The organism is Sphingobacterium sp. (genome assembly GCF_032065005.1).
Lineage (GTDB): Bacteria > Bacteroidota > Bacteroidia > Sphingobacteriales > Sphingobacteriaceae > Sphingobacterium.
In genome coordinates this window covers 1-20,916 of sequence record NZ_DAMBMM010000005.1, presented here as the reverse complement: position 1 = coordinate 20,916, position 20,916 = coordinate 1, and the positions used below count along the sequence as shown (strand labels likewise).

19 protein-coding genes and 2 tRNA genes are annotated in these 20,916 nt (G+C 41.4%); 10 read left to right on the top strand and 11 right to left on the bottom strand.

What is annotated here, in order from left to right; all coding sequences use genetic code 11:
- Positions 1–56 precede the first annotated feature (56 nt).
- Positions 57–1,358: a DUF389 domain-containing protein gene (locus tag RT138_RS09645; protein ID WP_313190495.1), complete on the top strand. Its 1,302-nt coding sequence runs from the start codon at positions 57–59 to the stop codon at positions 1,356–1,358.
- Between the two features lie 35 nt (positions 1,359–1,393).
- Here RT138_RS09645 and nhaA read toward each other — a convergent pair whose 3' ends face one another.
- The 4 genes from nhaA to guaB all read right to left on the bottom strand — a co-directional run bounded on the left by nhaA (position 1,394) and on the right by guaB (position 6,015).
- The gene (gene nhaA / locus RT138_RS09640; protein WP_313190494.1) at positions 1,394–2,563 is read right to left on the bottom strand and encodes a Na+/H+ antiporter NhaA; all 1,170 of its coding nucleotides are present in this window, start codon (positions 2,561–2,563) and stop codon (positions 1,394–1,396) included.
- A gap of 6 nt (positions 2,564–2,569) precedes the next feature.
- Positions 2,570–4,006 carry an alanine/glycine:cation symporter family protein gene (locus RT138_RS09635; protein ID WP_313190493.1) on the bottom strand — a complete coding sequence of 479 codons (1,437 nt, stop codon included), beginning with the start codon at positions 4,004–4,006 and terminating at the stop codon, positions 2,570–2,572.
- Between the two features lie 248 nt (positions 4,007–4,254).
- A complete protein-coding gene (locus RT138_RS09630; RefSeq protein ID WP_093095150.1) occupies positions 4,255–4,380 on the bottom strand; it encodes a 30S ribosomal protein THX in 126 nt (41 codons plus the stop codon).
- 159 nt (positions 4,381–4,539) lie between these two features.
- The gene (guaB, locus tag RT138_RS09625; RefSeq protein ID WP_093095148.1) at positions 4,540–6,015 is read right to left on the bottom strand and encodes an IMP dehydrogenase; all 1,476 of its coding nucleotides are present in this window, start codon (positions 6,013–6,015) and stop codon (positions 4,540–4,542) included.
- Positions 6,016–6,225: 210 nt separating this feature from the next.
- On the opposite strand from guaB, the gene RT138_RS09620 reads away from it, so the two are divergent.
- Positions 6,226–6,693, top strand: coding sequence for a hypothetical protein (locus RT138_RS09620; protein ID WP_093095147.1), 468 nt, complete (start codon positions 6,226–6,228; stop codon positions 6,691–6,693).
- Positions 6,694–6,765: 72 nt separating this feature from the next.
- Here RT138_RS09620 and RT138_RS09615 read toward each other — a convergent pair whose 3' ends face one another.
- Positions 6,766–7,116, bottom strand: coding sequence for a DUF4870 domain-containing protein (locus RT138_RS09615; RefSeq protein WP_313190492.1), 351 nt, complete (start codon positions 7,114–7,116; stop codon positions 6,766–6,768).
- A 383-nt stretch (positions 7,117–7,499) separates the two neighbouring features.
- Here RT138_RS09615 and secDF point away from each other — a divergent pair, with 383 nt between their 5' ends.
- From secDF to RT138_RS09595, 4 genes are all read left to right on the top strand, one after another.
- Positions 7,500–10,523, top strand: a complete 3,024-nt coding sequence (secDF, locus tag RT138_RS09610; RefSeq protein WP_313190491.1) for a protein translocase subunit SecDF — start codon at positions 7,500–7,502, stop codon at positions 10,521–10,523.
- A gap of 174 nt (positions 10,524–10,697) precedes the next feature.
- Positions 10,698–11,327 (top strand): redoxin domain-containing protein, encoded by a 630-nt coding sequence (locus RT138_RS09605; RefSeq protein WP_313190490.1) that lies wholly within the window; start codon positions 10,698–10,700, stop codon positions 11,325–11,327.
- Positions 11,327–12,325 (top strand): type I glyceraldehyde-3-phosphate dehydrogenase, encoded by a 999-nt coding sequence (gene gap, locus RT138_RS09600; RefSeq protein WP_313190489.1) that lies wholly within the window; start codon positions 11,327–11,329, stop codon positions 12,323–12,325. The genes RT138_RS09605 and gap overlap by 1 nt, the downstream gene beginning before the upstream one ends.
- The gene (locus RT138_RS09595) at positions 12,322–12,759 is read left to right on the top strand and encodes a GNAT family N-acetyltransferase (RefSeq protein WP_313190488.1); all 438 of its coding nucleotides are present in this window, start codon (positions 12,322–12,324) and stop codon (positions 12,757–12,759) included. Before gap ends, RT138_RS09595 begins: the two co-directional genes overlap by 4 nt.
- Before the next feature lie 4 nt (positions 12,760–12,763).
- Here the strand turns inward: RT138_RS09595 and RT138_RS09590 are convergent, their stop codons facing one another.
- The 5 genes from RT138_RS09590 to RT138_RS09570 form a co-directional block, all read right to left on the bottom strand.
- Entirely contained in the window at positions 12,764–13,534 is a 771-nt protein-coding gene (locus tag RT138_RS09590; RefSeq protein WP_313190487.1) for a TIGR02757 family protein, read from the bottom strand.
- 550 nt (positions 13,535–14,084) lie between these two features.
- The gene (obgE, locus tag RT138_RS09585) at positions 14,085–15,083 is read right to left on the bottom strand and encodes a GTPase ObgE (RefSeq protein WP_313190486.1); all 999 of its coding nucleotides are present in this window, start codon (positions 15,081–15,083) and stop codon (positions 14,085–14,087) included.
- 26 nt (positions 15,084–15,109) lie between these two features.
- Complete coding sequence (locus RT138_RS09580) at positions 15,110–15,679, bottom strand: adenylate kinase (protein ID WP_185211480.1); 570 nt, start codon at positions 15,677–15,679, stop codon at positions 15,110–15,112.
- A 72-nt stretch (positions 15,680–15,751) separates the two neighbouring features.
- Positions 15,752–15,825 (bottom strand) — tRNA-Arg (locus RT138_RS09575).
- A gap of 192 nt (positions 15,826–16,017) precedes the next feature.
- A tRNA-Arg gene (locus RT138_RS09570) sits at positions 16,018–16,091 on the bottom strand.
- A gap of 138 nt (positions 16,092–16,229) precedes the next feature.
- Here RT138_RS09570 and RT138_RS09565 point away from each other — a divergent pair.
- Positions 16,230–17,057 carry an alpha/beta fold hydrolase gene (locus tag RT138_RS09565; protein ID WP_313190485.1) on the top strand — a complete coding sequence of 276 codons (828 nt, stop codon included), beginning with the start codon at positions 16,230–16,232 and terminating at the stop codon, positions 17,055–17,057.
- Here RT138_RS09565 and RT138_RS09560 read toward each other — a convergent pair.
- Complete coding sequence (locus tag RT138_RS09560; RefSeq protein WP_313190484.1) at positions 17,054–17,923, bottom strand: patatin-like phospholipase family protein; 870 nt, start codon at positions 17,921–17,923, stop codon at positions 17,054–17,056. The genes RT138_RS09565 and RT138_RS09560 overlap by 4 nt on opposite strands.
- A 119-nt stretch (positions 17,924–18,042) precedes the next feature.
- Between RT138_RS09560 and RT138_RS09555 the strand changes: the two genes are divergently transcribed.
- From RT138_RS09555 to RT138_RS09545, 3 genes are all read left to right on the top strand, one after another.
- Entirely contained in the window at positions 18,043–18,645 is a 603-nt protein-coding gene (locus RT138_RS09555; RefSeq protein ID WP_313190483.1) for a TetR/AcrR family transcriptional regulator, read from the top strand.
- Positions 18,646–18,674: 29 nt separating this feature from the next.
- On the top strand, positions 18,675–19,307 hold the full coding sequence (locus RT138_RS09550) for a nitroreductase family protein (RefSeq protein ID WP_313190482.1): 633 nt from the start codon (positions 18,675–18,677) through the stop codon (positions 19,305–19,307).
- A 348-nt stretch (positions 19,308–19,655) separates the two neighbouring features.
- Positions 19,656–20,270, top strand: a complete 615-nt coding sequence (locus tag RT138_RS09545) for a sugar O-acetyltransferase (RefSeq protein ID WP_313190481.1) — start codon at positions 19,656–19,658, stop codon at positions 20,268–20,270.
- Positions 20,271–20,916 lie beyond the last annotated feature (646 nt).

Sequence of the window (20,916 nt, the reverse complement as noted above, 5' to 3'; positions counted from 1 at the left end):
TTTTTATTTTTTCAATTCATATTAAACGATATTTTTGCAGGCAGAATCACACTGCCATGAACAAACTATACAGATTTTTAAATTTACATTTTGGAGAAGAAGCGAAGGACAAGGTTTTGGAAAACGTCACTTCCAGCATATCTTTTCGCGGGGCCAATGTATGGATTTTGGCATGTGCCATTGTCGTTGCCTCGGTTGGACTGAATGTAAACTCCACGGCTGTCATCATTGGTGCCATGTTAATTTCTCCATTGATGGGCCCTATTGTGGGCGCCGGCTTTGCCTTAGGGACCTATGACTTCACTCTATTGAAGAAATCGATCAAGAATCTGGCTATCGCCACGGTTGTCAGTCTATTTGTTTCCTTTGTATACTTTCTTTTAAGCCCTTTTAAGGAAGCGCAATCAGAATTACTGGCTCGTACCGCTCCAAACATTTACGATGTCCTCATCGCATTCTTTGGTGGCTTAGCAGGCGTCATAGCATTGACCAGGGTCGAAAAGGGAAACCCTATCCCCGGGGTTGCGATTGCTACCGCCCTTATGCCGCCCCTCTGTACAGCTGGATATGGCCTCGCCATCGGTAATTTCAGTTATTTCGGTGGAGCACTTTACCTTTACACCATCAACTGTTTCTTTATCTGTATCTCAACCTTCTTGATTGTTAAATTCCTGAAATACCCTAAGGTAAAATTCGTGGATGAAGCCAAGGAAAAACGCATTACAAGAACCATCAGTACCCTGATCTTGGTAATCCTAATACCCAGCTTCTATTTGGCTTACCTCCTACTACAGGAAAAGAAATACAGCCAAAACGTTGATAATTTCATCCAAAATGAATTTGTGAACAAGGGCTACACCTTGATTTACGAGAACACCTATTTCAATAGCAGACCCAAAAAGATTGAACTTGCCTTCCTGGACAAGAAATTCGACTCTTTGGAAATCAAGGACCTCAAAATGAAGCTAGCATCTTATCATCTTGAAAACACCGATCTCCTGATCAGACAGGACAGCACAGACCTCAAAAGGGATATTTTGGCAGAGATCAACAGGCAATCTAGAAATGTGTCAGAAAAAGATGTGACGATCCAGAATCTAAGGAAAGAACTCTCTTCCTATACCTTCGATGACCAGAACCTGATCAAGGAAATCAATATCCTATTCCCCGAATTGGCACCCTACAGCATAGGAAAACAACTGTTCGTGGTTTCACCCGATAGCAGCCACTACCAAAATATCATTACTTACAATGCTCAAAAGGATATAAATGCAGAGGAACTTGGCAAATTAAAGAAATGGCTGGAAAACAAATTGGAAACCGGCAATATCCAAATCGTCAGGACTAATTCACAATAAACAAAGGGAGGCATTTATCGGCCTCCCTTTGTTTATTACTTATATTCTTTCTTGGAATTTAAGGCGAGATAGCCAAACACTCCAGCTAATAATGAAGTCAGTAAGATCGAAAGCTTAGCCTCAGAAACATGCTCTGGATCATTGAAGGAAAGGATGGCGATAAAGATGGACATGGTAAAACCAATACCAGCCAACAGCCCTACCCCAATAATATGCTTCCAATTACTTCCTTCAGGCAGAGAACTTAGTTTAGCCTTCGTACATAAAAAGGAAGTTAATAGGATTCCGATCGGTTTCCCGACCAATAAGCCCAATGAAATCCCCAATCCTAAGCCAGAAGTCAGTCCGCCCAACATTTCCTTTTCCAGGGTAATATTGGTATTGGCAAAAGCAAAAAGTGGAATGATCAAGAAGTTAACCGGCTTGGTCAAGGCATGCTCCAAACGCTCCAATGGCGATTCAATAGCCGTATCATTAGTAGGAATGGTCATAGCCACCAAAACCCCAGCAATAGTAGCGTGGATACCAGAATGATGGATGAAATACCAAATAAACACACCCGGAATCAAATACAGATAAGGATTCAGCACATTGAATTTGTTCATCAGGATCAAAACTACCATTCCTGCAACTGCATAGTATAGGTAGGTCAATTCAATTCCCGAAGAATAGAAAAACGCGATCACCAAGATAGCGATCAAGTCATCCACGATAGCCAAGGCAGCAAGGAATATCTTAAGACTGGAAGGAATCCTGTTTCCCAAAAGATTGATTACTGCCAATGCAAAAGCAATGTCCGTAGCCATTGGAATACCCCAACCGCTTGCAGTCTCCTGTCCAGCATTAAAGGACAAATAGATCAATGCAGGCACAACGGCACCGCCTATGGCACACAAAATTGGCAAACTTGCCTTTTTGGGTGAAGACAGTTCACCTTCCACGATTTCGCGCTTGATCTCCAGACCAACCAATAAAAAGAAAACGGCCATCAGACCATCATTGATCCACAGTAGAACCGAATATTTCAAGTGTATGGATTCCGTTTCGAAACCTAGTGGCAGGTCCAAAAGATTTTGAAGGGCTGCCGCCAAGGGACTATTTGCAATGATCATGGATAGGATAACACATAGAAACAACATGATCCCGCCCGCGTTACTCGACGCAAAGAAATCCTTAAAAACGTTCAGATTAATTAATTTAGCCATAGGTAATTATATATTTTTATTTTTCTCCCAAATCCCCACATCTGAAAACTTCGTTTCAGCATTATTAAATACCGGATCTTTTCCTTCCTTTCGTTGTTGGTTATAATCCTTGAAAAGTTTCAAGACCTTATTGTGCAACAAAATAATGGCGATCATGTTTAGCCAAGCCATCATTCCTACGCCAATATCGCCCAGATCCCAGGCCATCTTCGCTGTCGAAATACATCCTAGATAGACCGAACCCAGTATCATCACCCGCAAAACCCAGATCAAGGCAGTCCTGCTCCTGTTTTTTCCAATAAAGCTTACATTACATTCGGCGATATAGTAATAGGCCATAATCGTTGTAAAAGCAAAAAACATCAATGCAATGGCGATGAAACCCGCCCCTAGGGAAGGGAAGTGCTGCGAAACGGCCAATTGGGTAAACTCCGGTCCTGCTTCAATACCAGGGATGTGCTGCACAATAAAACCGCCTGCCGAATCAGCTACATTATATTGACCTGTAAACAGGATCATCAACGCCGTAGCCGTACAAACAAATAAAGTATCCACATAAACTGAAAAACCCTGCACCAAACCCTGTTTTACAGGATGGCTCACTTCGGCAGCCGCTGCTGCATGTGGCGCAGTACCTTGACCGGCTTCATTGCTATAGATCCCTCGTTTTACCCCCCAAGAAATCGCAGAACCCACAATCCCGCCAAATGTGGCATCCAGATTCAAGGCTGACTGGAAGATCAATTTAAAAACTGCCGGAACTTGTTGGATGTTTAGGATGATGATGACAACGGCCATTAAGATGTAGGCACCGGCCATAAATGGAACCACATATTCGGCAACCTTAGAGATCCTTTTTACACCTCCGATAATGATAAAACCCAATAAAAGCGCTAAAAAGATCCCGATAACCATTGGTGAAAGGTCAAAGGCAGACTTCATGGCCAAGGCAATGCTATTGCTCTGTACACTTGGCAATAAGAAACCCGTACTGATAATGGTCACAATGGCAAATATCCAAGCAAACACCTTACTCTTTAACCCTTTTTGGATATAATAGGCCGGTCCCCCGCGATATTGCCCATCCTTTTCCTCCTTATACAATTGTCCAAGAGAGGCCTCAATAATAGCCGATGAACTTCCCAAGAAAGCAATGATCCACATCCAGAACACGGCACCCGGTCCACCCATTCCAATGGCTGTAGCCACACCAGCAATGTTTCCTGTCCCTACTCGTCCCGATATGGCCAATGAAAAGGCCTGAAAAGAAGATATTCCCTTTTTAGAACTATTGCCCTTAAAGAGAAGGCGGATCATCTCTTTCAAATAAATTAACTGGGGAAATTTAAAGCGAACCGTAAAATACACCCCTGCCAAAAGGCACAAGTACACCAAGGCATCACTCCAAACTATACTATAAATTTTGTCTATAATTTCCTGCATAAATCCGTCCCTCAATTGGTAGGTCCGCTAAAATATAGAATACTTCCAACGCTTTACAGAATTATTGCATAGATAATCTCTATATATCACGCTAATTTTATAGAAAGAATTGACCCAATTTTTCTATAAAATACAAGCAGAAAATTTAAGGAAAGGATAATTTTAACCAATATCAAAACAAAAGAAAAAGCATCTTGCTCCAGTTTTACCCTTCCTCAAGATGCTTCTTACATTTCAGAAAATATGTTCTATTTAGATTTTTCTTCTGTAGACTTTACTGTGGTCTTATGTTTCCATGGATCTCTAGGCCTTTTTTTACCGTATGAACCCATGATGATCTTTCCTTTTCTACTTTTTTTATCTCCTTTTCCCATAAGCTTGTTATTATGTAATTGTTAAATAAAAATATATTTTGGATTCTCAAGTTACTAAAAATGAGACATATTACAAAATGAACAAAAAGGGAATGGCCATAAACAAAACAGGGTTATGGCAAAACCATAACCCTGTTTAAATACCCCATGGAGGCGAGCTTATCCTCTACTGTTGTAGTTTGGTGCCTCTTTAGTGATTTGGATGTTATGAGGATGAGACTCACGCAATCCGGCACCTGTGATACGAACAAACTTCGCTTCTTGTAATTTTTCAATGGTTGCAGCACCACAGTAACCCATGGAAGCACGTAATCCACCAATATATTGGTAAACTACTTCTGCCAAGGTCCCTTTATATGGTACACGACCTACGATTCCTTCTGGAACCAATTTCTTGATATCATCTTCCACATCTTGGAAATAACGGTCTTTAGAGCCTTTTTCCATAGCTTCTACAGAACCCATTCCACGATAGGACTTAAATTTTCTACCTTCTAATAGGATAGTTTCCCCCGGTGCTTCTTCAACACCGGCAAACAATGAACCAGCCATAATGGTATTTGCGCCGGCAGCAATTGCTTTCGCAATATCTCCGGTCTGTTTGATACCACCGTCAGCGATCAAAGGAACTCCAGTTCCTTTTAAAGCCTTAGCAACTTCATAAACGGCATACAATTGAGGAACACCTACACCAGCAATGATACGGGTTGTACAGATTGATCCGGGACCAATACCCACTTTAACCGCATCTGCACCAGCGTCTGCTAACATTTTCGCCGCATCTCCCGTTGCAATGTTCCCGACGATCACCTGTAGGTTCGGATATGCAGCCTTTACCTCTTTCAATTTATTGATAACCCCTAGGGAATGTCCGTGTGCAGTATCAATGGTAACCACATCAACACCTGCTTTAACTAAAGCTTCAACACGTTCTAGGGTATCTGGAGTAACCCCTACCGCTGCACCAACCAATAGACGACCATGTTCATCTTTTGCTGCATTTGGATAGTGTTTGTATTTTTGAATGTCTTTAAAAGTAATCAATCCTTTCAAGACACCGTTTGTATCAACTACAGGAAGTTTTTCAATCTTATGGTTCTGAAGGATCTCTTCAGCCTTGATCAAATCGGTCCCTTCAGGTGCAACCACCAAATTGGTTTTGGTCATCAGCTCACTTATCGGGCGAGCCATGTCTTTTTGGAAGCGAAGGTCACGGTTTGTAACAATCCCAACCAATTTGCTTTCCAAATTAATAACCGGAATACCACCGATTTTATGATCTTTCATGATCTGAAAAGCATCACCTACCGTGGCATTTTCCAATAAGGTAACCGGATCTTGGATCATTCCGCTTTCAGAACGCTTTACTTTGCGCACTTCAGCAGCTTGTTCCGCGATGGTCATATTCTTGTGTAACATACCGATTCCGCCTGCCTGAGCAATCGCTATCGCTAGATCAGCACCTGTTACGGTGTCCATAGCGGCCGATACCAAAGGAATATTTAATTTGATTTTCTTAGTTAAGAATGTACTTGTGTCAACGTCACGAGGTAAGATTTCTGAATATGCAGGAATTAATAATACATCGTCGTAGGTAAGTCCTTCTTGTACGAATTTTTGTGGATCTAATTGCATAGCAAATATTAAATGGGGTTTCCTATTTGCGAGGCAAATTTACGAAAATTTATAAAATAATAAAACTCTAAATAACTATTTACATAAAATCGACATTCAGGCATAACTACCGGAAAACAGGTAATTGAGCAATTAGTTAAAGGAATGTTAAATTTTTGGCAAGCTAATTGCTAATCATGTATAAATTAAAGTTTAATTAACACAATATTTATGAAAAAGACATTACTATCATTAGCAGCTGCAGCTGCATTAGTTTTTGGTTTTAACGAAGCAAAAGCTCAGACTCCTTATAAAACAGCAATCGGTTTAGCTATTGACTTAGGTGATGGCGCTACTTTGTTCGGTCCACAGATCAAACATTCATTCGGTGGCAACAATGCTGGTAACGCGCAAGTTTTATTCGGTGATAACTTCACCGCAGTTGGAGCTGACTACTCTTACAACCAACAATTCGCTGGTACTAACGGCTTAGGATGGTATGTAGGTGTTGGTCCTCAGTTAGGTTTCGGTGGTGATGAGACTTGGTTTGCTGTACGTCCAGCTGCTGGTCTTGAGTACAAAATCCCTGCTGCTCCTTTAGCATTACATTTTGACTGGAAACCTTGGTGGAACCTTTCTCACGAATCAAACTTCGAAGCTGCTCGTTTTAGCTTAGGATTTAAATTCACTTTGAAATAAGCTGAATTAAAATGTATAAAAAAGGCTTTTCGGATAGCGAAAAGCCTTTTTTAATGGATCAAATCCTAGACACTAAAAACCCTTGAACCATTCCTGGAACATGGGTCCAACCACTGGAACTGCATTTTCCTTCCCATTGATAGCTCCGATCAATCCGATTACCCAAAAGATAAACAGTGCGGTGAAGACTACATAAGCTACAATCCCTCCTACTCCAGGTATATAGTGCAATACCCCAGCAACAAGGCCAAGGATAAACAAGCCTAGGTTTTGGCGAATATGAAACTTGACAAAGGGATCGTTCTTGTCCCTGTTCATCAAAAATGCCACTAACAAACCAATCCAAGTCAAGTAGGATACGACACCTAATGTCTTATTGTCCTGAATCTTTTCTTCGTTCAATTTCAAATCATTTCTCTCCATATTATTATTGTTTATTTATTTAATAGTTAGTTATTAGTCAATGATCATCGATCAGTGCTGCAAACTTATCGAAATGGATCAAAGGAAAACATCCCTGAATTCAGGGCATTTTAGGGTAATTGAACAAGGCATTAGTCAGAAGATTGTGGAAAAGATTGCTAGGTTATCGCCAATATGTTTAACCCAATAATAATACAGAAAATTAGGAATTTGACGATTCCATTCTAATTGAAAATGAAGACAATATTTAATAACAACTTTTTCCGTATTAAGTTTGATATACTATTTTCATTATATAATTTTTTTATACCTTTGCGAATCTTGGTAAAATATTATTAAGCTTAAAAAAAACATAAAAAACCATAATTTATTACGATTAGACAATGAGTAAAGGGCTGATTAAATTTTTGGTGATAGTGGTTTCCTTAGCGTGCCTCTACTCCTTATCATTCACTTTTGTAACTAGAAAAGTTGAGAAAGACGCAGCGGAATACGCCAAAGGCGACATGGCTAAAGAAAAAGCCTACCTAGATTCCATTGCTGGTGAGGAAGTATATAATATAGGTATTGCTAAATTCACTTATCGCGAAGCAAAATCCAATGAAATTGCGCTAGGCTTGGACCTAAAAGGTGGTATGAACGTTACAATGGAAATTTCATTGAACGAATTGATTGCCAATTTAGCAGACAATCCTAAGGATGCAAACTTCAACAAAGCATTAGAAAATGCAGTGAAAAAAAGTAAAACGACCAACACTTCGTTGATTGATTTATTTTTAAATGAATATAAAGCTACTGGTGCAAGCACGCCGATTGCTTCTTTCTTTGCTACAAAAGATAACTCCGCTGTAATCTCTGGTAACAGCTCTGAATCGGATGTCCGTAATTTCTTGGACAAAGAAGCTGACAACGCCATCCAAAACTCCTATAAAGTTTTGCGTACGCGTATCGATAAATTCGGTGTAGCTTCTCCAAACATCCAAATCCAACAAGGAACCAACCGTATCTTGATCGAATTACCTGGTGTAAACGATGAAGAACGTGTTCGTAAGCTTTTACAAGGTTCTGCGAAATTGGAATTCTACGAAACTTACCAAAACCCTCAGGTATATTCTTTATTAGAAAATGTGAACAGAACCTTGGCAACAACTTTGAAAGCTAATAAACCAGCTGCAACTGTTGCTTCTGATTCTACTGCTGCTACTACAGCTGCAGACAGCACTAAGAAAGAAGATAACCTATTGGCAAAATTAGGGGCTAACCAAAAGTCTACTGACTCTGCAACAGCTGACTCTTCAGCTCAACCTAATGCAGCTGCTCTAGCAGACAATCCTCTATTTGCCGTATTATCTCCTTCTACCTTCAGCCAAAACGGCCAACAACAATTGGCTCCTGGTGCTGTGGTAGGATATGCTAACTTGAAAGACACTGCTAAAGTAAATGCTTTGCTTGCTCGTCCAGAGGTAAAATCGATTATCCCGGGTAACTTGAAATTGTTATGGGCTGTAAAACCTGAAAACAATGCAAAGGATTTCCTTTCGCTATATGCTATCAAAACTACTGGTGCTGAAAACGGTCCTGTAATGACGGGTGAGGTAATTACCGATGCTCGTGACGGATTCGACCAACAAAACAGCCCTATCGTTTCTATGGAAATGAACGCTGATGGTGCTCGTCAATGGAAACGTGTGACTGCTCAAGCGGCACAAAACAGAGATGCAATCGCTATCGTATTGGATGGTGTCGTGTATTCTGCTCCTGGTGTAAACGAGGAAATCCCTAACGGTAACTCTCAGATCTCAGGTAACTTCACTATTGAAGACACCAAAGATTTAGCTAACGTATTGAAAGCTGGTAGGCTTCCAACAACTGCTAAGATCGTGGAAGAAGCTATCGTAGGTCCTTCATTAGGTCAAGTAGCGATTGATTCAGGTGTGAACTCAGCTGTTATCGGTATTATCGTTGTTATGGCGTTCATGATCGCTTATTACAACCGTGCTGGTATCGCAGCGAATATCGCGGTAATCTTCAACGTATTCTTCTTAATGGGAGTTCTTGCTTCCTTGAATGCTGTACTGACCTTGCCGGGTATCGCAGGTATCGTATTGACAATGGGAACCGCGGTGGATGCAAACGTACTGATCTATGAGCGTATGCGTGAGGAACAGGCTTTGGGTAAATCTCCTCGTCAGATTGTTGCCGATGGTTATAAACATGCCATGCCTTCGATCCTTGACTCGCAGATCACTACATTCTTGGTAGGTTTGATCCTATTCTTTACAGGTTCTGGTCCTATCCAAGGTTTTGCAACGACGTTAATGATCGGTATTATTACCTCTCTGTTCACAGCGATCTTCATCACTCGTTTGATTTTCGAATACATGTTGAGCAAAGACATGAAAATCACTTTGTCATTCCCTTGGTCAAATCATACCTTGAAAAATGCCAACTTCCAATTCATCAAGAAAAGAAAAGTTGCATACGGAATTTCAGTTATAGCGGTGATCCTTTCATTTGCTGCCATCATGCTCAAAGGTTTCTCTTACGGAGTTGACTTCCAAGGTGGTCGTACATATACCGTACGTTATGATCAAAACGTTGTTCCTGATAATGTTCGTGAGAACCTAGACAATGTATTTGGTACAACAACAGAGGTTAAGACCTTCGGTAGTGAAAACCAATTGCGTATCACTACTTCTTACCATATTGAAGAAACAAGCGATGAAGCTGACAATGAAGTATTAGGTAAATTGAATGAAGGACTTTCTAAAATTCAAGGAAACAAATACGAAATCCTATCGCAACAAAAAGTAGGACCAACCATTGCAAGTGACATCCGCGACCGTGCTATCTATGCGTCAATCTTATCGATTATCGTAATTGCTGCATATATCTTGATTCGTTTCCACAAATGGCAATATTCAGCTGGTGCAGCTATTGCAACAGTTCACGATGCGATCATCCTATTGGGTCTATTCTCGATCTTAGATGGTATCGTACCGTTCTCATTGGATATTGACCAACACTTCGTTGCAGCGATCCTAACCGTATTAGGTTACTCGGTGAACGATACGGTGGTTGTATTTGACCGTCTTCGTGAATACTTGAAGAAACCAAATGCACACCATGAAGATATGGGAACTACCATCAACAAAGCGATCAACTCTACATTGAGCCGTACCGTAATTACATCATTGACTGTAATCTTCGTGTTAGCTGTATTGTTCGTCTTTGGTGGCGAGGTTATCCGTGGTTTCTCATTCGCTATCCTTGTGGGTATCGTAGTAGCTACTTACTCTTCGATCTTCTTGGCAGCTCCTGCTATTTATGACCTAAGTGCTGGTAAACACTTAGCAGACTCTGCAAAAGAAAAAGACAAAAAACAAGCTAAAGTAGTAACTCCATAATACTTGGAATCTACCTGAAAAATAGAAGGCCCTGAAAATTCAGGGCCTTTTTTTATGCCATCCTAAATCCTTCCGTCAGAATACGCCTTTTATTATGTCAAAATAATGTTTATTCTATCATCACAGCCGGCATACTCTATATTTTTTATTAGTTTTGAATCTTAAACACAAGACATGAGAAATAAATTAATCCTATCCTCTCTTTGCCTTTCTTTAGGTGTATTAGCTGTGGGATGCAATAACCAAGCGCAGAAAACAGAAAATACGGAAGCACATGATGAACATGCCGGCCATGACCATGCTGCCCATGACCACTCTGCTCACGAGCACACGGCACAATCAAGCACCCCTGCTCCTGCTGCACCACAAACAACAAAAGCTGCAGCATTGAGTATCCCTGAGTTCAATTTCTATAAAGTAAAATCTGGAATCTCCTATACCAAGGCCGATCTGCCTGCTGGAAAGAATACCGTATTCGTACTGTTCGATCCAGGATGTAGCCACTGTCAAAATGAAACCAAAGGTTTAGCAAAGAATTACGATAAGATCAAGGACATCAATGTGATCTATGTATCCATGAATGACCCAGCTCTAATGGCGCAGTTCTTCACTACCTTCGGTAAGGAACTTGACGGAAAACCAAATGTTCAAATGCTGTGGGACAGAAACCAAGAGTTCGTACAGAAATTCCATATCCCGAATATGTTCCCTGCCAATTATGTTTATGGTCCTGATGGCCAATTGAAAACTTATTGGGAAGGTGAAAAAAACATCAATGAAGTAATCGCTGAATTTAACAAATAATGAGAATTGCCATCAATGGTTTTGGCCGTATCGGTCGCCATACCCTCAGAAATCTACTGAACAGAAACCTTAACCAGATCGAGGTTGTAGCCATTAATGATCTTGCAGACGCAAAAACATTGGCACATTTATTCAAATACGATTCGGTCCACGGACCATTGAATCGAACGGTAGATTTTGACGGAAACCATTTGATCATTGATGGCAAATCCATTGTGATCTTGAACCAGAGGAATCCAGAAGACCTTCCTTGGAAAGACTTAAACATTGACCTTGTTGTAGAATCCACAGGCTTCTTTGTCAAGGCAGAATTGGCAGCAAAACATCTGGACGCTGGAGCCAAACAGGTGCTCATCTCTGCCCCTTCCCCTGACAAAGAGATCCCTACCGTAGTATTAGGCATCAACGATAAGGATTTTGATTGGAATACCCCAATTTTCTCCAATGCATCCTGTACCACCAACAATGTCGCGCCACTGATCAAGATCTTGGATGAAAACTGGGAAATAGTAGATGGCTATATCACAACGGTGCATTCCATGACCGGCGATCAAAATCTCCATGATGCACCCCATCGTGACCTCCGAAGGTCTAGGGCGGCATCTGCATCCATTATACCGACAACTACCGGAGCTGCAAAAGCCATAACCAATGTATTCAAACATCTGGATGGTAAACTTGGAGGCGCCGGAATCAGGGTGCCTGTCCTAAATGGCTCTCTAACGGACTTCACCTGCAACCTTGCCAAAAAAACTACGGTGGAAGAAATCAACCAGAAATTTAAGGAAGCTGCAGAAGGTGAATTAAAGGATGTACTATACTATACCGAGGATCCCATCGTCTCTGTCGATATCATCAATAATCCCTACTCCTGCGTCTTTGATTCGGAACTTACCAGTATTGTCGGTGGTTTGGTCAAAGTAGTAGGCTGGTATGACAATGAATTTGGCTATTCTAATCGCTTGGTGGATATTCTCCAAAAATTATCGAATCGATGATCAGGTTTATCCAAGTTGATGATGCTTTGCCGTTAAGAAGCGCTGTATTGCAAAAAGGCAAAGCTCTGGAACTTTGTGTCAACCCCGAAGATTTAAGGCCAGACAGCTTCCATTTAGGGCTGTATGACGATGAAAACCAGTTACAATGTGTCCTGACCGTCCACAAAACCAACAATCCCAAGCTTCCACATGAAGGCTACCGTTTGCGGGGAATGGCAACTGCCCCTGAGGCCAGACGAAAAGGCTATGCAAAAGAATTATTAGGGGCTGCGATCGACCATATCAAATCCCAGTTGCATGGAGATTATCTATGGTGCATTGCCCGAGAAATAGCATACCCCTTTTATTTGGATATGGGCTTTGAATATATATCTGATGAATTCGAATATAAGGATGCGGGTAAGCACAAGGAAATGTATATCCCCTTTTACTAAGTGCCTATAACTCGCCTGCAACTCCCAGTCCAAACAAGGCAAAATCATATTTAACAGGATCCTTGGAATCCAGTAAGCGCAGATTTTCGGTCAGTTCCAAGGCTGTTTTCCAATTTACCTTATCCGATTGGATCAACCCGAACTTCCGGCCTACCCTTTCCACATGCACATCGCATGGACAGATCAGGTCTTTGGCATCAATCCTGTTCCAGATCCCGAAATCCACGCCCTTATCATCTTTCCTTACCATCCAACGCAGAAACATATTCAAACGCTTACAACTTGATTTCTGCATTGGCGAACTCACATGCTTACGGGTCCTTTCCGGAAAATCCGCCAAGGAGAAAAAATAGGATTTGAAACCATTTAAGGATTGCTCCACAGTAAACTCCTCTCCTTCCTCAATCTGTAAAAAAGCATCTTCCAAGCTATTGAAATGATGGTAATGGTAATGGAAAAAGCTGATGAAGTAAAGGAGATCGGTATCGTTGAAGGTCCTATGCTTGAAACCCAACATATTTTTCAGATCATGCTCCTGATGGTTGAGCATAAAATCATAGGGACTGCCATCCATACGTTGGATAAGCTCATTACATTTATTGATAATGGTTTTCCGTTGTCCCCAAGCCAATATGCTCGCAAAGAATCCCACGATTTCAATATCCTGCTTTAATGAAAATTGATGCGGAATACTGATGGGGTCATTAGGAATAAAATTCGGTTGGTTGAACTCTTCCACTTTACGGTCCAAAAATTCCTTTAATGATAAATCCATTGTTGCGAAAATAAGGAAAAGAAAGGAGATTGGAGGGAGAGTTTGAACCAGGATTGCCCTCGGCTCCGCTCGGGCTACGGGATAAGAGGATAGGCCAAGATTTGGGCAAGAACCAGGATTTGAAAGATTGGAGGATGGACCAAGATCAATAAACAGTTAAGCGACGGGTTGGTAGGAGCGTATCGCATACGCCCGCTGTATGACTTTGTTTGTATAAGCGTACAGGTCCTCCATCTTCGATGGGGATGACAGCAGTATTTGGACATTTACGTACAGATTCTCCTTCCACCGACCCTGTCATCCTTGACCTTCGGTCAAGGAACTGTACGCCAATCGCAGTTACAACCGAGGGCTAAGAAACTGTATGTGACAAAATAAATGATGGAATTATTTTTGGAAGTTTGGATTGTTCCGAGATGTTTCGTTCCTCAACATGACAGAAAAAATAAAGATTTCCAGCGAAATGTCCGCCATAATCTTGGTCTATCCTCGAATCTCTTGAATCCTGGTTCAAAAAAAGCCATCTTCCGATGGCTTCTATATTTTAATATTATGAATTGATTTCTTTCCAGATCATGTCCTTCAGTTGCTGGATATTTTTTCCGGTAACGGAAGAAATAAATAGGTAAGGAATTCCTTTTGGTACTTGAAGGGCCATTTCCTTTTCCAGTTCTTCATCCAGCATATCCGATTTACTGATTGCCAAAAGCTTTGGCTTATCCAATAATTCCGGATTATAGGCGGTCAATTCATTCAAAAGGATCTCGTATTCTTCAGCGATAGTACGGTCAGTATCTGCAGGCACCAAGAAAAGCAATACTGAATTTCTTTCGATATGTCTCAGGAAACGGTGTCCTAAACCTTTACCTTCAGATGCCCCTTCGATAATCCCCGGGATGTCTGCCATCACAAATGACTTCCCATCACGGTAACTTACGATACCTAGATTTGGCACTAAGGTCGTAAAGGGGTAATCTGCAATTTCAGGTTTTGCTGCCGATACCACAGAAAGAAGGGTTGACTTACCTGCATTCGGGAAGCCCACCAAACCAACATCTGCCAATACCTTCAATTCTAGGATCATCCACTCTTCTATGCCCGGTAAGCCCGGTTGAGCGAATCTTGGTGTTTGAACGGTAGAGGATTTAAAGTGCCAGTTACCCAAACCACCTTTTCCTCCCGGCGTCAAGATCTTGGTTTCTCCATCTTCGGTGATTTCGAATAGGACCTCTCCAGTTTCGGCATTCTTGACAACGGTACCCAGTGGCACCTCCAGGATTTCATCCTTTCCGTTTGCACCGGTACGCAAAGCACTTCCCCCAGATTCACCAGCTTCAGCAATAATATGTTTTCTGAATTTCAGGTGCAATAAAGTCCAGTGCTGATGCGACCCTTTCAGGATAATATGTCCACCACGACCACCATCACCACCGTCAGGTCCACCTTTTGCCGTGTGTTTATCACGGTGCAAATGGGCTGATCCGGCACCTCCGTGTCCAGAACGGCAACATACTTTTACATAATCAACAAAATTTGACCCCTGAGCCATATCTCTCCCTATTCAGAATATTTTTATTAATAATTATCGATAACGTTTGAAAGGTCGGCAAAAATCGTTTCGATTTCACCGATACCGTTCACTTTTGTCAACTTACCTTGGTTTTCGTAGTAAGGCAACACATGAATGGTCTTTCCGAAGTATTCTTCGATACGTTTTTTCAATTTGTCAGCTGCATCATCCGCACGTCCTGAAATCTCCTGACGCTTAGCGATACGCTGGGTAAGTTCATTTTCATCCACATCCAATGCAATCACTCCAGTAATCGACGTATTGTTCGCTTCCAAAAATTTATCCAATGCCTCTGCTTGAGCTACTGTACGTGGGAATCCATCAAAAATAAACCCTTTAGCTTCAGGATTGTTTTTCAACTCTTCTTCCAACATAGAAATTGTAATCGAGTCAGGAACCAAATTACCATCAGCAATGATCTGACTCACTTCTTTACCCAGTGGAGTCTGATTTTTGATGTGCCCTCTGAACATATCTCCGGTAGAAATATGGTGCAAGGCATATTTATCGATCAATTTAGCCGATTGGGTCCCCTTACCTGCCCCCGGAGGTCCGAATAAAACTAGGTTTAGCATAATGTGTTGTTATTTTTTTAGATGTAAAAAAACAAAAGCCTAATCCCGTATAAGAATTAGGCTCTTTCCAAGTGCGCTCAAAGGGAGTCGAACCCCTAACCTTCTGATCCGTAGTCAGATGCTCTATCCAATTAAGCTATGAGCGCGGCAACCAATACTATACGACTGACGCCCTTTCTGTTTTGGTGATGCAAATATAAGGAAATAATATCCTCAGCAAAATTTTTTTTTACATTTAAAACCAATTCCTTTCAGCCTCAATGACTTATTTTTCCCCTTTTCGGTGGAGGATTTCAATTTTTAAAGGAAGATGTTGTGGCTGTGTTTATAAAAGAAAGTGCGCTCAAAGGGAGTCGAACCCCTAACCTTCTGATCCGTAGTCAGATGCTCTATCCAATTAAGCTATGAGCGCATTCTTTAAAGGACAAATTGTCCTTTGAGGTGGCGCAAATATCGGGACTTTTTTAGATTTTCCAAATCCTTTTTCCCTTTTTTAATCATTTTCAAACTATATTTTGCTTATCGTGTTGATATTTATATATTTAAAATTATGGCGGAACGTATAATTAAAAGCAACAAGATCCGGATTGGGGATATCAGTATCTCCTATTATATCAAAAAGGCCAGCGAACAACCTGAAAAAACGATCATTTTCCTACATGGTTTTCCCTTCAATAAAAAAATGTGGCGAGATCAGCTCGAAAGTTTAGAAGATAACATTACTGGTATTGCAGTCGATATTCGCGGACATGGAAATACAACTAAAGGTCATGGATTTTTTTCCATCGATGTATTTGCTAAAGACCTCGGCGTATTCATGCGCAAACTTGAAATTGACAAAGCTGTCCTCTGTGGGGTTTCCATGGGAGGCTATATAGCCCTAAGGGCCTATGAATTGTATCCAGATCGGATTTCTGGACTGATCCTCTCCGATACCCACAGCAAACCCGATGAAAATGCAGGTAAACAGAAGCGTTTTGATGCCATACAGGCAGTACTGCAATATGGTCGCAGACCTTATGCCATTGGATTTATTGCCAACCTGTTCTCGAAAAAAAGCATAGAGTCCAACCCTGATGCTATAGAATTGATCAAGAGCAGTATCCGAAGGAACAGCATCGAATCCATCTGTGCAACCTTGCTGGCACTGGCAGCCCGAACGGACACTACGGAAGTCCTTCCAAAGATCAATATTCCCACCTTAGTGGTTCGCGGAAAGGAAGACAAGATCACCCCTGCCAATCTCATGGAAGAACTGTCAAAAGGAATCAAGGGGTCAAAATATATAGAAATGCAAGATTGTGGACACCTTCCAAACCTGGAACATCCTGAGGAGTTTAATCTCCACATGAATAAATTATTGCTAGAGGTCGATTAAACGGCCTCTTTTTCTTTCTCTATTTCTTGAGGAGTCTTACTGTTTTTCTTGGTCTCCTTCTTTTTTATCGGTACATCAGGAACCACTCTGTCCGTAAGCTCCTTCCCTTTCTCGATCATAAAAGATGCTTTGTCATAGTCCCAAATCCCAGCGATATTATGGGGGATATTGATCACATAATCGGGCTTGTACAGTTCAACCGACAGTTGGCTCAATCGTCTCCGCATCATAAAATAGGACTCCTGAAGCATGGATATGGCATTCAGTCCTTTTGCACCATTGTATGGCCCGTATTCAGCATCCGGTTTGCCATCGAGATTGACCGCAATAATGATGTTCCTTCGCTTCCTCCTGACATAGTTGATGGGCAATGGATTGATGACCCCTCCATCCACCAGATTCCAGTCCTCGCTTTCTATACTGGTAAAAACAGCTGGAATGGCAATGGATGCCCGAATGGCTTTGTAAACGCTCCCTTTATCAAACACAACTTCTTTTTCGCTTACCATATCGGTCGCGATGGCCCGAAATGGAATATCCATATCCTCGATGTTCTTATCTGGGAAGATATCTTTCAGGGATTCAAAGACCCGCTCGCCTTTGAGCAGCCCAAATTTTGGATTGGTAAAATCCATCAGTTTAAAGACCTGCCTTCGGGTAATGGACCGCATCCATTCTTCCAGTTTCCCCATTTTCCCTTCGACATAGGCCGCCCCAATCAAAGAACCGATCGAACATCCTACTACCTCATCAATTTCATATCCTTTCTCCTCCAAACTACGAATTACCCCAATTTGAACCAGTCCACGAGCTCCTCCGCTGCCTAAGACCAATGATACCTTGCGTTTACTTTTTAAGAAGTTCATCCTTAAAGTTAGAATTTATTTCCCGAAGCTCATTGTCATTTTGATGTATGTTTTTAATAGATGTTTGCAACATCTAAATATCATTGTTACTTTTGCTAACACTGTTAACTAAATGCAGCATGGGACTTACAGAAAGAAAACTCAGACAACAGCAAGAACTTAAAGAACAGATCATCATCTGCTCCCGAGAAATCGTCGAAAAAGAAGGTTGGGCTTCACTTTCCATCCGAAAGATTGCGGATGCCATCGAGTATTCTGTCCCCGTGATCTACAAGCATTTTGAAAATAAAGAGGCTATTGCTGCTTATTTTGTACAGGAAGGTTTTATCCAATTACTGGATTCCATCAATCAAGAGATAGACCCTCAGGAAAACATCGCAACAAAGATCAAACAGCTTTCGGTTGGATATTGGTTGTTCGCTGCAAAATACCCCAAACATTATGAGATCATGTTTGGCCTGGGAATCCCAACCTGCGAAAAAACCAATGAATCGGAAGAGATAAAAAGGGTGTCTAACCTGATGTTATCCCTGATCGATGAAGCGATCAAGGCCAGCGGAAAGAAGGAACTTGACCGATACCTCAAACTAAAGACCCTTTGGTCTATCCTGCATGGCATTGTCGCCATGGACTTGCTAGCCCTGAGCAGCAAGGAAAACATATGTCCATCGGCTGTCCTAGCGGACGCCATTGATGGCTATATCAAATCCATATTGATTTAACGTAAAATACTATCATAAATTTCAAGAGAATGAGCTTACTACAAGATTTACAATGGAGATACGCTACTAAAAAAATGACAGGAGCGGCTGTAGAACAAGAGAAGATTGATTACATAACCGAGGCTGCTAGGCTTGCCCCTACCTCTTCTGGATTACACCCTTTCAAGGTGATCGAAATCAGCAACCAAGAGATCAAAGAACAGATCCTTCCATTGGCATATAACCAATCGCAGATCGTTGACTCTTCACACCTGTTGATCTTTGCAGCATACGATGAATACACCCAAGAACGCGTGGATTCGGTATTCTTACAACAGGAGCAAGAACGTGGATTGCCTGCTGGCTTCGCGAATGACTATAAGAACAACTTGATGACCAGGTTTAACAGTCAGACGAAAGACCAGCATTTTGAACACGCCGCACGCCAGGCCTACATCGGTTTCGGTATCGCGATTGCCGCTGCTGCTGAACAACGTGTTGATGCCACTCCGATGGAAGGTTTTAACAGCCAAGCACTGGACCAATTCCTAGGACTTAATGAATTAGGATTACGTTCTGTAACCATCTTGGCATTAGGTCACCGCGACGAATCTAATGATTGGTTGGTCAACTTGAAGAAAGTTAGGATTACCAAAGAGAACTTCGTGATCAGCAAAAACTAATATTTCATCCAACATATTGGAAGAGGCCTCGAGAAATCCGAGGCCTCTTTTGCATACCTTTATTCCGAACTCGATCAGACGATCTAAAAGACCTCCAATTTTTAAGGGCAAAGGCAAGGCTTGTTAAGAAAGTTTTTTAGCCAATTTACCCATTCAAACTTTGTCCTTATTCGAGACACATTTCGAATTTTCCGAATATGGCTCGAATCAGGGTAAAGCTTCTCTCGAAGCTTATTCTTAGCCAAAATCTTATCCCCAACAAAGAAAATCCTACAAGTTATGCCGCTAATTTTGCTTCGAGCCAGCCAATTTTTGTATATTAAATCAGTAATCAACAAGGTATAGCAGATGAATAAAAGCTCAAAAGAAAAGATGATCGCAGGCGAACCTTATATCGCTTCGGGAGATGAACTATTTAAGGAAAGGCAACATGCAAAAGTGGAATTACAGAAGTTCAATCTAATGGACCCCACAAAGATCAAGGGGAGAAACCAGATCATCAAGCAATTGTTTGGGAAGACCACATCCCGATTCTTTATTGAGCCGCCATTCTATTGTGATTATGGATACAATATTGAAATCGGTGATAATTTCTACTCCAACTATAACCTGACCATTTTAGACTGTGCCAAGGTAAAGATCGGGGATAATGTGATGATCGCACCGAATGTGAGCTTATTTACGGCTGGGCATCCGGTAGATCCGGTGTTGCGGGTTGAAGGTTGGGAATATGCCCTACCCATTGAAATTGGTGACAATGTCTGGATCGGAGGAAACACCGTAATTAATCCAGGGGTAAAAATCGGCAGCAATACAGTTATTGGTTCAGGCTCTGTCGTGACCAAGGATATTCCCGATAATGTGGTTGCGGCAGGTAACCCTTGTCGGGTATTGCGAGAGATCAATATCAGGGATAAGGTATATTACTTTAGGGACTTGAAATATAATTTTGAGGAAGAATAAAAACATTTTTGAAGATAGAACCCTAGCGGACAATGTCAGTAAGTTTGTTTTTTTGTGTGTCATGCAGAGGTTCATCCAAAGCATTTAGGAATATTCCAAACCCTTATTTGTACAAAAATAGTATTGATTGCATTAGCGTACAGGTCCTTTACCTTCGGTAAAGGATGACAAGCGGTTTTAATGGAGAACCGTACATATTCCTTACTGATCGTTCAGAATCGGAAGTGTGCAATAAAAATGAATGATTTACAACTGTTCAGGTGAACACCAACGGGCAATGTCAGTATGTTTATTTTTTGCGTCATGCTGAGGTTAACCGAAGCATCTCGGAGAAATACGAACCCATAATTTGTTCAACATTATTATTGATCGCATTGGCGTACAGGTCCTTTACCTTCGGTAAAGAATGACAGGGTCGTAGAGTGGAGGACCGTACAGATTCCTTACTGATCGTTCAGAATATAAAGTGTGCAATAAAAAAGAATGTTTTAAACTTTTCAAATGAACCCAAGCGGGCAATGTCAGTATGTTTATTTTTTGCGTCATGCTGAGGTTAACCGAAGCATCTCGGAGAAATACGAACCCATAATTTGTTCAACATTATTATTGATCGCATTGGCGTACAGGTCCTTTACCTTCGGTAAAG

Excerpts from the sequence above, each read along its gene's own strand:
- secDF (WP_313190491.1), top strand. The coding sequence starts at position 7,500 with ATGAGTAAAGGGCTGATTAAATTTTTGGTGATAGTGGTTTCCTTAGCG.
- nhaA (WP_313190494.1), bottom strand. The coding sequence starts at position 2,563 with ATGGCTAAATTAATTAATCTGAACGTTTTTAAGGATTTCTTTGCGTCG.
- RT138_RS09560 (WP_313190484.1), bottom strand. The coding sequence starts at position 17,923 with ATGAACTTCTTAAAAAGTAAACGCAAGGTATCATTGGTCTTAGGCAGC.
- RT138_RS09615 (WP_313190492.1), bottom strand. The coding sequence starts at position 7,116 with ATGGAGAGAAATGATTTGAAATTGAACGAAGAAAAGATTCAGGACAAT.
- RT138_RS09580 (WP_185211480.1), bottom strand. The coding sequence starts at position 15,679 with ATGCTAAACCTAGTTTTATTCGGACCTCCGGGGGCAGGTAAGGGGACC.
- RT138_RS09565 (WP_313190485.1), top strand. The coding sequence starts at position 16,230 with ATGGCGGAACGTATAATTAAAAGCAACAAGATCCGGATTGGGGATATC.
- RT138_RS09595 (WP_313190488.1), top strand. The coding sequence starts at position 12,322 with ATGATCAGGTTTATCCAAGTTGATGATGCTTTGCCGTTAAGAAGCGCT.
- RT138_RS09550 (WP_313190482.1), top strand. The coding sequence starts at position 18,675 with ATGAGCTTACTACAAGATTTACAATGGAGATACGCTACTAAAAAAATG.
- obgE (WP_313190486.1), bottom strand. The coding sequence starts at position 15,083 with ATGGCTCAGGGGTCAAATTTTGTTGATTATGTAAAAGTATGTTGCCGT.
- RT138_RS09635 (WP_313190493.1), bottom strand. The coding sequence starts at position 4,006 with ATGCAGGAAATTATAGACAAAATTTATAGTATAGTTTGGAGTGATGCC.
- RT138_RS09620 (WP_093095147.1), top strand. The coding sequence starts at position 6,226 with ATGAAAAAGACATTACTATCATTAGCAGCTGCAGCTGCATTAGTTTTT.
- RT138_RS09605 (WP_313190490.1), top strand. The coding sequence starts at position 10,698 with ATGAGAAATAAATTAATCCTATCCTCTCTTTGCCTTTCTTTAGGTGTA.
- RT138_RS09630 (WP_093095150.1), bottom strand. The coding sequence starts at position 4,380 with ATGGGAAAAGGAGATAAAAAAAGTAGAAAAGGAAAGATCATCATGGGT.
- guaB (WP_093095148.1), bottom strand. The coding sequence starts at position 6,015 with ATGCAATTAGATCCACAAAAATTCGTACAAGAAGGACTTACCTACGAC.
- RT138_RS09545 (WP_313190481.1), top strand. The coding sequence starts at position 19,656 with ATGAATAAAAGCTCAAAAGAAAAGATGATCGCAGGCGAACCTTATATC.
- RT138_RS09590 (WP_313190487.1), bottom strand. The coding sequence starts at position 13,534 with ATGGATTTATCATTAAAGGAATTTTTGGACCGTAAAGTGGAAGAGTTC.
- RT138_RS09645 (WP_313190495.1), top strand. The coding sequence starts at position 57 with ATGAACAAACTATACAGATTTTTAAATTTACATTTTGGAGAAGAAGCG.
- RT138_RS09555 (WP_313190483.1), top strand. The coding sequence starts at position 18,043 with ATGGGACTTACAGAAAGAAAACTCAGACAACAGCAAGAACTTAAAGAA.
- gap (WP_313190489.1), top strand. The coding sequence starts at position 11,327 with ATGAGAATTGCCATCAATGGTTTTGGCCGTATCGGTCGCCATACCCTC.